General features: G+C 49.0%; 14 protein-coding genes. 9 read left to right on the forward strand and 5 right to left on the reverse strand.

What is annotated here, in order from left to right; translation table 11 throughout:
- Positions 1 to 3 precede the first annotated feature (3 nt).
- From KNP93_RS13225 to KNP93_RS13250, 6 genes are all read left to right on the forward strand, one after another.
- The gene (locus KNP93_RS13225; RefSeq protein WP_214855706.1) at positions 4 to 705 is read left to right on the forward strand and encodes a YjjG family noncanonical pyrimidine nucleotidase; all 702 of its coding nucleotides are present in this window, start codon (positions 4 to 6) and stop codon (positions 703 to 705) included.
- Positions 702 to 1,673, forward strand: coding sequence for a Gfo/Idh/MocA family protein (locus KNP93_RS13230; protein ID WP_214855708.1), 972 nt, complete (start codon positions 702 to 704; stop codon positions 1,671 to 1,673). The genes KNP93_RS13225 and KNP93_RS13230 overlap by 4 nt, the downstream gene beginning before the upstream one ends.
- A gap of 109 nt (positions 1,674 to 1,782) precedes the next feature.
- On the forward strand, positions 1,783 to 2,223 hold the full coding sequence (locus KNP93_RS13235; protein ID WP_131503204.1) for a GNAT family N-acetyltransferase: 441 nt from the start codon (positions 1,783 to 1,785) through the stop codon (positions 2,221 to 2,223).
- A gap of 104 nt (positions 2,224 to 2,327) precedes the next feature.
- On the forward strand, positions 2,328 to 2,867 hold the full coding sequence (locus tag KNP93_RS13240) for a sigma-70 family RNA polymerase sigma factor (protein WP_214855710.1): 540 nt from the start codon (positions 2,328 to 2,330) through the stop codon (positions 2,865 to 2,867).
- A complete protein-coding gene (locus tag KNP93_RS13245) occupies positions 2,842 to 4,203 on the forward strand; it encodes a DUF4179 domain-containing protein (RefSeq protein ID WP_214855712.1) in 1,362 nt (453 codons plus the stop codon). Before KNP93_RS13240 ends, KNP93_RS13245 begins: the two co-directional genes overlap by 26 nt.
- 63 nt (positions 4,204 to 4,266) lie before the next feature.
- Positions 4,267 to 4,746 carry a GNAT family N-acetyltransferase gene (locus tag KNP93_RS13250; RefSeq protein WP_214855714.1) on the forward strand — a complete coding sequence of 160 codons (480 nt, stop codon included), beginning with the start codon at positions 4,267 to 4,269 and terminating at the stop codon, positions 4,744 to 4,746.
- 73 nt (positions 4,747 to 4,819) lie between these two features.
- Here the strand turns inward: KNP93_RS13250 and KNP93_RS13255 are convergent, their stop codons facing one another.
- The gene (locus tag KNP93_RS13255) at positions 4,820 to 5,377 is read right to left on the reverse strand and encodes a putative periplasmic lipoprotein (RefSeq protein WP_131503208.1); all 558 of its coding nucleotides are present in this window, start codon (positions 5,375 to 5,377) and stop codon (positions 4,820 to 4,822) included.
- 131 nt (positions 5,378 to 5,508) lie between these two features.
- Here KNP93_RS13255 and KNP93_RS13260 point away from each other — a divergent pair, with 131 nt between their 5' ends.
- Both KNP93_RS13260 and KNP93_RS13265 read left to right on the forward strand, forming a co-directional pair.
- Positions 5,509 to 6,561: a YcjF family protein gene (locus KNP93_RS13260; RefSeq protein WP_214855717.1), complete on the forward strand. Its 1,053-nt coding sequence runs from the start codon at positions 5,509 to 5,511 to the stop codon at positions 6,559 to 6,561.
- Between the two features lie 57 nt (positions 6,562 to 6,618).
- Positions 6,619 to 7,254 (forward strand): peroxiredoxin-like family protein, encoded by a 636-nt coding sequence (locus KNP93_RS13265; RefSeq protein WP_131503210.1) that lies wholly within the window; start codon positions 6,619 to 6,621, stop codon positions 7,252 to 7,254.
- On the opposite strand, the gene KNP93_RS13270 is transcribed toward KNP93_RS13265, so the two are convergent.
- Positions 7,238 to 8,275 (reverse strand): glycosyltransferase family 4 protein, encoded by a 1,038-nt coding sequence (locus KNP93_RS13270; protein ID WP_131503211.1) that lies wholly within the window; start codon positions 8,273 to 8,275, stop codon positions 7,238 to 7,240. The two genes, KNP93_RS13265 and KNP93_RS13270, sit on opposite strands and share 17 nt — an antisense overlap.
- Before the next feature lie 112 nt (positions 8,276 to 8,387).
- A complete protein-coding gene (locus KNP93_RS13275; protein ID WP_165871675.1) occupies positions 8,388 to 9,914 on the reverse strand; it encodes a methyl-accepting chemotaxis protein in 1,527 nt (508 codons plus the stop codon).
- A 205-nt stretch (positions 9,915 to 10,119) separates the two neighbouring features.
- On the opposite strand from KNP93_RS13275, the gene ypfJ reads away from it, so the two are divergent.
- Positions 10,120 to 10,965 (forward strand): KPN_02809 family neutral zinc metallopeptidase, encoded by an 846-nt coding sequence (gene ypfJ / locus KNP93_RS13280; protein WP_012369084.1) that lies wholly within the window; start codon positions 10,120 to 10,122, stop codon positions 10,963 to 10,965.
- A 48-nt stretch (positions 10,966 to 11,013) separates the two neighbouring features.
- Here the strand turns inward: ypfJ and KNP93_RS13285 are convergent, their stop codons facing one another.
- Positions 11,014 to 11,406, reverse strand: coding sequence for a nuclear transport factor 2 family protein (locus tag KNP93_RS13285; RefSeq protein ID WP_131503213.1), 393 nt, complete (start codon positions 11,404 to 11,406; stop codon positions 11,014 to 11,016).
- A gap of 11 nt (positions 11,407 to 11,417) precedes the next feature.
- On the reverse strand, positions 11,418 to 11,900 hold the full coding sequence (locus KNP93_RS13290) for an RrF2 family transcriptional regulator (protein WP_012369086.1): 483 nt from the start codon (positions 11,898 to 11,900) through the stop codon (positions 11,418 to 11,420).
- Positions 11,901 to 12,076: the final 176 nt, after the last annotated feature.

Genomic DNA, 12,076 nt, shown 5'->3' on the forward strand with positions numbered 1-12,076 from the left:
CAGATGAACTACACGACATTGTTATTTGATATCGATCATACATTACTTGATTTTGATGCGACGGAACGCGCGGCCTTGCGGCAACTGTTTGAAGAGGAACAGCTCGAAGGGACGTCCGAACGGGAAGCCCGTTACCGGACAATCAACCGTTCCTTATGGCAGGCACTTGAACGGGGAGAGGTAACACGGCAGGAAGTGATTACGTCACGTTTTGTGGCGTTTTTTGCCGAGCAGGGCCGGACGGTCGACGGCAGTCGAATGGATACGCGTTACCGTGCGTACTTGAGTCAAGGGACGGAATTGATTGCAGGAGCGATCGAGTTGCTCGACGCGCTCAAAGGGAAGTATCAGCTGTATGTCGTGACGAACGGTGTTGCGGCGACGCAACATGCACGACTTAAAGGATCTGGTCTGGCGCCTTATTTTGACGGGATTTTTGTCTCGGAAGAAACCGGCTATCAAAAACCGATGCCGGCCTTTTTTGATTACGTGTTTGACCGGATCCCGGACGCGACGCGCGATCAGACGTTGATCATCGGCGACTCGTTGACGGCAGATATTCAGGGCGGCATCTTGGCAGGAATTGCGACATGTTGGTTTAATCCCGGTCATATCGCGGCATCGGCAGAACTGACGCCGACCTATACGATTGAGCGACTTGATCAGCTTGTGACCGTACTTGAAACAAAGGAGGAAGTCCGATGAGAGTAGCGTTGATCGGTGCCGGGTTCCATGCCCGGACGAACTTATTCCCGGCAATGAAGGAAGCCGATTTTGAGATTGTTGCGGTGACGACACGCCGTCTTGAAAGTGCTGAACGGGCGTTACGTGACATCGGCAGTACCGGCCGCGCCTATATAGACTACACGCAGATGCTTGCAGAGGAACAGATGGATGCAGTCCTCATTTGTCTTCAACCGGCGGATCAAGTCGAGGTCGTCCGGTCGTGTCTGGCAACAGGCTGTGCCGTCCACGTCGAAAAACCGCTCGGCTTATCGGTTGGACAGGCGGAAGAGCTGGCTGAACTCGTCACGGATCAGGTGACAAGCGTCGGCTTCATGAAACGGTATGCACCGGTTTATACGAAACTGAAGCAAGTGCTGGTCCAAAACACATACGGTGATCTTCGTTCGTTCGAATTACGGTTTGCATGTGATGCGTCCGGCTTCTGTCACGACCGAGCCGACTTTCTATCCCTCGCCGCGATTCATCAACTCGATTTGATCCGCTTCTTGGCGGGCGAGGTCGAGCAAATCACCGGTGTGTCGCTTGAAGCAGACGGTGAGTTGCACCTGCAGCTGTCACTTCGGATGACAAGCGGCGCAGTCGGACAGGTGACCTTGATTAACTCTCCGCTCTATACAAGAGAAGTCGAGGAGCTGACGCTGCGCTTTGAACGGGCCGTGTGCCAAGTCGAGGAAATTGAGCATTTGATCATCGAGGAAAAACAAGCACCGACATCCTGGCAGGAGCTCGAAGAACGGCAGATGTATTACCGGTCCCCGATGTCGACGATGTCCGGTGGGATGAAAGATTTGTATTTGCGCGGATTCGTCGGCGAGATGAAACATTTTCAAGCAGCGGTTCAAGGCGATGTCGTATCCCACTCCGATTTTCGGGACAACGTCAAAACGATGCGATTGATTCAAGATATTCTCGATACCGTCCAATAATAGGTAAAAGATCACGAAAGGGGGCGATCATGGTGAACATGACGCAAACAAAACAGGAAACGGGGCGCGACGCGTAACCCGCTTTTCTTAAAAAAACGGGGGAATGGATATGCAGATTGAATTGCGCCCAGTCACGAACGAGAACTGGGAAGCCTGCTGTGCGCTTGAATTGACGGCGGAACAACAGGGATTTTTAGAACCGAACGTCTACTCGATTGCGCAGGCTGGTTTTGAGCCGACGCTCGTCATGCGGGCGATTTATGCAGCGGATGAGTTGGTCGGATTTTTGATGTACAATTCGGAACGGGAAGAACTGGACGGCTACTGGATTTACCGACTGATGGTCGACCAACGCCACCAAGGGGCAGGAGTCGGCCGGGAAGCGATGCGGTTGTTGCTCGGAGAGATGCAACAGCTTCCGGAAGCGACGTGCATCGTCGTCGGTTACCGTCCGGACAATCAAGCAGCACACCGTCTGTATGCACGACTCGGATTTATCGATCACGGTGACCGGTTCGGAAAAGAGATGGCAGTCCGGTACACGTTTTAAGGAGTAAGACCTTAGCCTCGCTAAGGTCTTTTTTGATGGAATGGATATTTCTTGAAACTTTTTGGACGACCGAGTGCTCTAATCAGTAAAAGGAGGGAACGGAATTGGACTTACGAACGGAGCACACGGAGCTTGTCCGGCGTGCCATCAAACAGGACGAGGAAGCATTTGAACAATTGATTCTTCTACATAGTGAACAGCTCTACCGGACGGCCTACGTCTATGTGAAAAACGAGCAGGATGCGCTCGACGTCGTCCAGGAAACGGTCTACAAAGCCTTCATTTCCATCGGACAGGTCAAAGAACCCAAATATTTCGTGACCTGGTTGACGAAAATTCTGATTCGGAACTGTTACCGTGTCCTGAACCAACAGACCGTGGTAGCGGATCTCATTGAACAGATTCCGGTGAAGGAATCTTCGCGGGAAGAACATCTGGACTTGATTGACGCCTTGTCGCACCTGCGAAAAGAATACCGGGATGTTTTGGTACTCTTTTATTTTCACGATGTCCCGATGAAGGAGATTGCTTCTTTTATCGGTATCACCCTGAATACGGTCAAGACGTATCTCAAACGGGGACGGGAAGAATTGAAGAAACAGTTGGGAGGGCTTGATTATGTCGAAGCACAATCTTCAAAATGACTATAACCAGATTCCTGTACCACAGGCCGCCTTACAGGAGCGGATTCGCCAAGGAATGGAGCAGGGAAAGCGGGATCAACAAATCAAACGACCGAAACGTCTGCGACGTCTGGTTGTCTCGACGGGACTGGCGGCATCACTGTTGATCACATCGACATTCGTCGTTCCATCCTTTGCGACGGCGATGGCAAAAGTTCCATTACTCGGTCAGATGTACCGACCGTTCCTCGAACAGGAAAACACCGGTACCGCAATTAGTCAGAAGCAACTCGCAACGAAAATCGATCAAGTCGCAAGTGACAACGGGATCGACATCCAAGTCATCGATGCCTACTACGACGGAGCAACAATCGGTATGAATCTGACAGCGACCGGCGTCCCGGATGTGAAAGCGGAAGCGCGGTCAGGATTATATGAACTGTTCAAAGGGGATAAACGGTTTGCCGGGACAGAGACGAAAGAAGTGGTTCAGTTCAAGCAGGTGAACGGTATTTGGCAAGGACGAATTGAATACACGCTCGGTGAAACCAAATTGCAAGATACGCTCCAGATTCCGATCGTGTTGACGGACGTATTTGGCGTCAATGGAAACTGGGCGTTTAACGTACCGGTTAAGCGGCTTCCTGTCAAAGAACAAGTCTATGGCACAACGGTCAAAAATCCAACCTATCAAACGGAAGTCACATTGGATAAGTTGATTCAGGGCAAAGGCAGCACCTCGTTCGACTATATAACACGCTCGCCGAAAAAAGAACGTGCCCGTGTCGAGCTGACGTTGCTTGATTCATCCGGCAAGGAAATCATCCGCAACTGGACATGGTCGACTCAGTCCGTTAAACGGACGAAAACTGGAACGGAGGCCATCGAGCAGTCACGGTTAATCCTCGGGAACTATGTGATTCCAAAAGGGAGCTATCTGTTGCAGCCTTCTTTACGAATTGATCTAGAGACACAACCGATTCCGTTAACCAAGCCGTTGCCGTACCGCCAACAGTCGGAAACGCACCCGCTCAAGATGACAATCACATCGATTGAGACAACATCCGAGCAAGTCGTCGTTGAATTTTCGACGAATTCCCGTGAGTCTCGATTTGGTATGAAGCTTGATATCCGTAACTCCATGCGGTTGCTTGAAGGAACAGAACCGCCGGACGGTCGGGAAATCAAACCAAAAGTCACCGTGCTCGATGCGGATAAACAAATGTTCCGGTCGACATTCCGCCTGCCGGAACCATCCGAGCACACACGTGAAGAATATTATCTCGAAACCGGCTACAGCAATACCCTCGTCAATACACCACTTGAGTTACAACCGATTACGTTTACGGTCGACTAACAGGAAAACCAGACCGGATGTCGAACTCCAAACGGATAGCGATTGAATAAGGAGTGGAAAAGTATGAATATACGGGCAATGACCGCAACCGATTATCCGGAGGTCGGTCGGATTTACAAACAGGGGATAAAGACGCAGAATGCGACGTTTCGAACGGAAGTAGCATCGTTTGATTACTGGAATGCCCATCATCACCTGCACAGCCGGCTGGTGGCGGAAGAAGACGGGAAGGTGCTCGGTTGGGTCGCCATCAGTCCGTTTTCATCGATTCCCGCCTATCGAGGAGTAGCGGAAGTCAGTCTTTATATTGACGAAGATGCACGCGGCAAAGGAATCGGCACCGCATTGATGCAGGCTCTCATCGAAGCGAGTGAAGCGGCTGGCATCTGGACGCTGCATTCGCAAATCTTTCCGGAAAACACGGCCAGTTTGAAACTTCATCAACGGTTTGGTTTCCGGGAAGTCGGCCGGCGGGAACGGATTGGACAATTGGCAGGAGTTTGGCGGGATACGATTTTACTGGAGCGCAGAAGTCAGATTTAAAACGAAGCGAATTATATGAAAAGGGGAGATGGATGTTAGTGTCCGCCTCCCCTTTGTGTCTTAAAAATTAAAGTCATTCACTTGCTGTTAAAACAAGCGCAAAAATCTGTTCGTCCTTCTTCACATCAATATCCTCAGGACCATGGATATCTTCGAGTGAATGCGTCTCGATTTTACCACTTGTTGATACATGACGAAGCAACAGCACGTCATAATCACTCAGCGTGAAGTTCGAGCTAGGACCCGTAGTACTGAAGGCAACTGGTTTTTGTTTTAACGCTTCATGGGCACGAATACTTCCGCCCTCTAGATTCGCGCCAAAGTGAATGTATTTCGCTGAAGAGGATTGAAGGACTCGGAGTGTCGAATCGTATTTCTTTGGTTCAATTTCCATGGAAAAGAGTGTCCGTTCTTTGTGGTTCGGCAAATATTCGACGCCTTTTAACAGATAGTTTTTGTTCAGCTTACCTTTTAAGTGATAAGCAGCGATATCTTGATCATTGATTTCCGCAAAAACTTTTTCACCGGCTTTTAAATTAATGGAAGATACGGTCAATGTGTCACTTGTTGGTGATGTGCAGCCACTCAATAAGAAGGTAGCCGTCAGTAAAAAGACGCTGTATGTTTTCATGATCAGATCCTCATCTCGTAAGTAGTTATTGGTAATATTCACCAACGGATGAAAATAGACCTTCTTTTGAAGGATGATTTCAATGGAGAACGGGAAAAGACCGACAGCAGGTATTTTCAGGAGGGATAAAGATGGATGATTTTTTTGGAGAAGGTCTTGAGACCAATGATCAGAAACGAAAACGAAAACTGGAGGAAGTGTTTGACCAATCGTTTGAGTCGGAACGTCGCGACTTTAACCAGTCACTCGAACAGGAAGTGACCGTTGCGCTGATCGGGGACGTCAACGCGGGCAAGTCCTCGACATTGAATGCGATCCTTGGTCGGGAAGTCGCGACCGTCGGAGCAAAGCCGGGGGAGACGACACGCATTGATCAAATTCGGCAACATCCGGAAGACAAGGTCGTCTTCGTCGATACGCCGGGACTGAACGATGCAAACAGCCTGAACTCGGACACGACGTGGAAGTTTTATCAAAGTGCCGATGTTATTCTTTATTTCTTAAACGCCGCCGGGACCGTCTTATCGGAAACGGAGACCAAAAACTTCAAGAAGATTTATGCCCATAATAAAAAGATCGTCATCGTCGTCACGAAAATCGATGCGACGAACGACCTCGCGACGATCCTGTCGCATATCGAGTCGAAGTTACCGGGACCAAAAGTCGTTCCGGTCTCAGCGATGGACGGGACGAACATTGACCGTCTGCGTCGTGAGGTGCTCGACATCCTAAAAAAGTTCAACAAGGATAATCTGTTTGTTCGCGAGATCGATCCGGCGTTGCGGGGGAAAATCGCGAACAACTGGATTGTCGGAGCCGGAACGGCCGCCGGGGCAATTGGAGCGGTACCATTTCCGGGAGCTGACATCATTCCGTTGACATCGATTCAAATCGGACTGATGCTGAAACTGTCGAATTTGTACGAACGGAATCTGTCGAAGGAAAGTGCGAAGGAGTTGCTGGTCGTGACGATTGTCGGGAACTCCGGCAAAACAGCGTTCCGCCAACTGGCGAAGATGGTTCCGGGATACGGAGCTGTCATCGGAGCCGGTGTCGCTTCAACGGCAACACTCGCACTCGGATACGGGACGAAATATGCTTATGAGAACAAATTGGAACTGACACCGGAAAGTCTGATGGGTTTTCTTAAGAAATTCCGCAAGAAGCCGGACGGAGCAAAATGACGGACAGATTATGAAGTCCCTGCTATGCTGTAAGACAAACATAAGGAGGGACACGTCATGTCTACATTGCTTGAAGAAATAAAAGCGTATCAAGAACAGTTTCGTCAAAAGGCACCGCAGGAAAAACAACGGTTGATGGCACAAGCGACAAACGAGTTAGCCGCATCAGACGGCGCCAAAGGATTGACCGTCGGAGACGAAGCACCCCGTTTTACGTTACCGAACGCATCTGGTCAATCCGTGTCTCTTGAAAAACTGTTGCAGGACGGTCCCGTCATCGTGACGTTTTACCGCGGCGGTTGGTGCCCGTACTGTAATCTGGAACTTCGGGCTTACCAACGGGAATTGGGAAAAATTGAGGCAAAAGGAGCGACGCTTGTCGCCATCAGTCCGGAAACACCGGATCACTCGCTCTCGACGCAGGAAAAAAACGACCTGGCATTTCCCGTGTTGAGTGATGTCGATAACGTCGTCGCCCGTCAGTTCGACCTTGTGTTCGATATGCCCGACTATTTAATTGACGTGTACAAGGCATCCGGTCTTGACGTTGCCGGCCATAACGGTAACGAGGACTGGCAGTTACCGAAACCGGCGACGTTCATCATTCAGCCGTCCGGACAGATTACTTTTGCGGACGTACCGGACGACTATACGAAACGGACGGACCCTTTGGCTGTCATCGATCTGCTGTAACATCAGATGTGTTGGTACGCAACCAGTCACGAAAAGTCGGTTCAAGATCATGGAGATGTTTTGTGGTCGAGAATTGCTGAGCGGCATAGCGCAACATATGATAGGTGGTCTCGTCGAGCATACAGGAGCGCATTTCTGCGGCCAAAGCACCGGGATGATTGGCTTTAGCCAAATAACCGGTCATGCCATACTGGACAGCGTCACACAGACCGGGGGTGTCATAGACAATCGCCGGTGTGCCGACGCGTGCTGCTTCATAGACAATCATTCCCCAGTTATCTTCATGGGATGGAACGAGTAAGGCTGTGGCCCGGCTGATATGACGGTTGCGCTCGACAGGTTCGATATCGCCGAGGTAGTGAATGCTTTGTTGTATGGCTGCTGGAATCGACGCATCGAATCGGATTGGACAATGTCCGATAATCCAGAGTTGAACCGCTTGAAATTCTTGTTTCGAGGCGATGAAGGCTTGGCAGACATCAAATAATTCTTTTGATTGAGAGGGACGGCTGACGTAAACAAACGTCGGTCGTTTTTCTTTTTCGAGCCAAGTCGACTCAGGGGAAAGCAAATCGAGTCCTTCCGGAAGACGAACTACTTGATGGTACCCTTGTTTGGTTAACGTCATCAGGACGGACGGATGGAAAACAAGACATGGATCAGAAAATGACGATTTTGCCTGACAAGTCGGCATATTGACAAGGATTCGGGCAGATGGGATTGTGCTGCGTCGGCACATAAATTCAAGGAATGGAACATTGAACAGGAGAATCAACGCAATGGGATGGGACTTGATATAGTGCAAGGCATGCCAAGAGAAGCTGAGCGCATTACCGCGCCGGATGTACGTTACACCGTCGATTGATTCGATGTCACGTCCGCCAAAAAATGCAGGAGCCAAGCATGTCACGTTGTATTCATCCGTGATTCGTTTAAAAAGTTCGTGTAAGAGGTGATGTGAAAAGTTAGCGTCAGGATGCTGAATATCAGATGAAGTCAGAAACAGTAAAGATTTACGCATATGACTCGTCTCCTTTACTGAATTTCTTTTGTATGTCTATTCGAGACGGGGGTAAAGAACTCCTCGGAAGAATCAAAAAAAGTTCCTGCCGATTAAGGGAGGAACTTTTGTTTTAGCGGTCCACATGTTGAGTTAATTCATCAACAAGCTGCTCAAGGGAAACGGTCATTGTACTGAGCGATTCCGTCATCGTTTCAAATTCATGTTGGACGGTCGTTTGTTGTTCGAGTGAAACGGCAGTCGATTCAATACCATGGCGGACTTCGAGGGAAGCGGTTCGCGTCGTCTCCATCCGCTGTTCGATGTCGAGCATCTGGACACCGACCCCGTGACGGGCGGTTTGAATCGAGCTGATACTTTGTTCGACTTCCTGTACGAGTTGCGTGATATCAGAAAATGTCTGACGGACACGGCTCGTCATTTCCTGATTTTCAGCCAGTGTTTTCGTATAACCGGCGGCGGTCGTTTTGATTTGATCGGTATCGGCAATCAGGGCCTGCAGGACTTCCGTTACTTCGTTTGCATAACTGCGGGACTGAACAGCGAGATGCCCGACTTCCGTTGCAACGACGGCAAACCCCCGTCCGGCATCCCCGGCACGTGCCGCTTCGATCGCAGCGTTTAATGCCAATAGATTCGTCTGGCCGGCAATGGCTTCCAGACTGGCGAGGATTTTTTGAATCTTATCCGACCGGCTGGCCATTGCCGTGACAGAAGTGTGCAGACCGTTCGTTGATTCGACCATCTCTTCGACGCGGCGGTCCATCAGGTTCATCTCCTCGTTTCCAGTCAACGCGCGTTTCGTCATATGTTCCGTCGTCGTGACGGTTTGTGCCATTTTCGATTGGATCGATGCGATGGACGTATTGACCTGATGCAACTGATCCGTTCCTTGTTGCATCGATTGATGCTGACCGTCAGCGGACTGAACAATCGGTGCAATCGCTGTCGCGATCTGGTTCGTTGCTTCGACGGACTGGACAGCTGCCTGTTGTAAGTGTTTCGTATTCGTTTTTAAATTACCGACAAGTGCTTCGATTTGGTGACTGACATTCGTAATCAGCGTCGTGGCTTCCGTTTCTCGTTTCAAGGAGACGGATCGTTCCTGATTTTGTACGGCAATCTGGATAATCAGAGCCACACTCGTCAAAATCAAGAAAACGGCATGAATCATCAGAATGCTGAACGGATAACCGGTCGTTCCGCAAATCAGGGACGGGGCAAAAAAGAAGCCGGCGAAATGTTGCAAGGCGAAAAGGATGGTGCTGACGAGAATCAAGTTAATCCGGCGGAAATAAGCAATCAACGCCAGGACCATGAAAATTGAAAAATGATACTCGACCAGTCCATTGCCGCCGGCGACGATCGACATACTGGAAAACGTCAGTGTCAACGTCAAGAGAAGCGCAACGATTATACTGTCTGGTCGAATCCGGTAGAGAACGGCAGAAGCAATCCAACAGACAAACGGTAACAAAGCAATCCAGGCAAGTGTCGTGGGTGAAGCGGCTGTTACGTTTCCCCGGATGAGTTGATAACCTTCCGCAAAGTCGGTGAACCGGTGTAAACCATGGACAATGAACGATAAAGTGACGACAAGAAAACTGATCCAAAGCATAAGTTGATTCCGACGTTTCATAAAATAAAATTCCCCCATTTTCTAATAGAAAGTGAAACAAATCACGAGTAAACATGTTAAACGTATACCACTATCGGTCGGGAAAATAAGATTGTTTAGCTTCAAGATACTTAAAACAAAATTAAATTTTAAAATAGAAATTCATGCCTAAACAGACAAGATATGGGGTATAGAAGGGCATTGAGACTTGTAGGAGGAACCGTGTATGAAATGGAAGGGCAGAGAAAGAAGTTCGAACGTCGAAGATCGACGGGGCATGGGTGGAAAAGGAGTCGCCGGGATCGGAGGCGGACTCGGGATCATCATTTTAATCGTCGTCACGTTGATGGGCGGGAATCCGGCCGACATCCTCGGAGGATTGTCCGATTCACAAGGCGACAGTCAAGGCGAGTACCAGGAAACGGCCAAAGAAAAAGAAGCGGCTGATTTTGTATCCGTTGTCTTAGCGGATACGGAAAAAGTCTGGACAAAGGAATTTAAACAGGACGGTATGACATATAAAGAACCGACGCTCGTTTTATATACCGATCAGGTCAGTTCAGCGTGTGGACAAGCCGGAAAGTCAGTCGGACCGTTTTATTGTCCGGGGGATCAGAAATTATACATTGATCTAAGTTTTTATGATGAGTTACAAAATAAATACGGGGCACCGGGAGACTTCGCGATGGCGTATGTCATTGCCCACGAAGTTGGGCACCATGTTCAGACGTTGCTTGGGACATCAGACGAAATCATGCCGCTTCGTCAAAAGATGAGCGAAGAGAAGTTCAACAAATACCTGGTCCGCTTTGAATTGCAGGCGGATTACTATGCGGGTGTCTGGGCCAACCATGCACAAGGACAAAATCTGCTTGAAGAAGGCGATTTGGAAGAGGCACTTGGAGCGGCGAATGCTGTCGGAGATGATACATTGCAGAAAAAAGGGCAAGGATATGTCGTACCGGAAAGCTTTACACACGGTACATCGGCTCAACGCGAACGATGGTTCCAAAAAGGATTTGATAACGGAACGATTGAAGGCGGCGATACCTTCAAAGCGAAGAATTTATAAGCATAATCAACAGGCACCACTTCATAACGAAGTGATGCCTGTTTTCGATTAATCGTTGTATTGGTTAAACATCGCCGTATCATCGGGAACGTTGGCGAGATAGACAATCTTTCCATCCGCATTGAGCCGGGCGATGTCGGTTCCATCCTGGGTGAAGACAGAGCCGTCCGCGCGTTTCCCGCAAACAGCCCAGCGTGTTTCCATCGTATCTCCTGTTTCTGATGGAACCCATCCGGCATACATGTGTTTAATATCCTGATTCGCCGTAAAGACCATCCGGACGAACTGTTTCCAGGCATCGATACCGTGCTGTTCCTGTCCGTTCAGGACGAATGTGATTTCGTCCGAGAACAGGGAAATCAAGTCATCAAAAGCTTTTTCATCGGTCCGGGAAGCATCAAATAAATCAAAATAGCGGTCAAGTGTAGTGGTGTTCATCATATATTCTCCTTTTAGTTACGAATCATTTTTTCTTCAATTAAACTCTGCAGTTTTGTCAGATGATCGGGCGGACAGTTCAAATAAATTTCACGGCGGATCGAGTCGATCGTCTCGCGTTTGAGTATCGATTGCCACGACTGTTCCGCTTCTGCCATCAGGTCGGACAATAAGCAGATGTTCTGATCCTGGATACCCATCAAGTCTTCGAAAACACCGCTTGAGGCATATAAGGATTGTTTGCCCTCGATTGCTTCATAGATATCAAACACACGAATCGTCTCCGGTGACGCTTTGAGCCGGAAGCCGCCTTTTGCACCGGGAACAGAAATCAGCAGATCCGCACTCACGAGCTTCCGGAGCAACTTTTGAAAGTAGGTTGGCGAAGCGCCAAGTTGCTGACTGATGAATTCGCCCGGCAACACACCTTTCTCCGGTAAAAACGTCAATAAGAGCATTGCATACACCGATTGTTCAACACCTGTCTTCATTTGCATGAAACATTCTCCTTTCTGTATAACGTGGATAACTATTGTCTATAATACATCCGGATAAATCAATTGTCCAACAAAAGGTCCCTCACAAAACCGTCACACCTTTTCGACAGCATACCCGTGGCATCAACAGAATGGATTCGGTATACTGAATGTACGATATGTGAAAATATTCACTA

Source organism: Exiguobacterium sp. s166 (assembly GCF_018618855.1).
In the GTDB taxonomy this organism is placed as follows: domain Bacteria; phylum Bacillota; class Bacilli; order Exiguobacteriales; family Exiguobacteriaceae; genus Exiguobacterium_A.

Coding starts and splice junctions, on each gene's coding strand:
- KNP93_RS13290 (WP_012369086.1), bottom strand. CDS start 11,900: ATGCAAATGAAGACAGGTGTTGAACAATCGGTGTATGCAATGCTCTTA.
- KNP93_RS13275 (WP_165871675.1), bottom strand. CDS start 9,914: ATGAAACGTCGGAATCAACTTATGCTTTGGATCAGTTTTCTTGTCGTC.
- KNP93_RS13230 (WP_214855708.1), top strand. CDS start 702: ATGAGAGTAGCGTTGATCGGTGCCGGGTTCCATGCCCGGACGAACTTA.
- KNP93_RS13255 (WP_131503208.1), bottom strand. CDS start 5,377: ATGAAAACATACAGCGTCTTTTTACTGACGGCTACCTTCTTATTGAGT.
- KNP93_RS13285 (WP_131503213.1), bottom strand. CDS start 11,406: ATGATGAACACCACTACACTTGACCGCTATTTTGATTTATTTGATGCT.
- KNP93_RS13270 (WP_131503211.1), bottom strand. CDS start 8,275: ATGCGTAAATCTTTACTGTTTCTGACTTCATCTGATATTCAGCATCCT.
- KNP93_RS13235 (WP_131503204.1), top strand. CDS start 1,783: ATGCAGATTGAATTGCGCCCAGTCACGAACGAGAACTGGGAAGCCTGC.
- KNP93_RS13250 (WP_214855714.1), top strand. CDS start 4,267: ATGAATATACGGGCAATGACCGCAACCGATTATCCGGAGGTCGGTCGG.
- KNP93_RS13245 (WP_214855712.1), top strand. CDS start 2,842: ATGTCGAAGCACAATCTTCAAAATGACTATAACCAGATTCCTGTACCA.
- KNP93_RS13225 (WP_214855706.1), top strand. CDS start 4: ATGAACTACACGACATTGTTATTTGATATCGATCATACATTACTTGAT.
- ypfJ (WP_012369084.1), top strand. CDS start 10,120: ATGAAATGGAAGGGCAGAGAAAGAAGTTCGAACGTCGAAGATCGACGG.
- KNP93_RS13260 (WP_214855717.1), top strand. CDS start 5,509: ATGGATGATTTTTTTGGAGAAGGTCTTGAGACCAATGATCAGAAACGA.
- KNP93_RS13265 (WP_131503210.1), top strand. CDS start 6,619: ATGTCTACATTGCTTGAAGAAATAAAAGCGTATCAAGAACAGTTTCGT.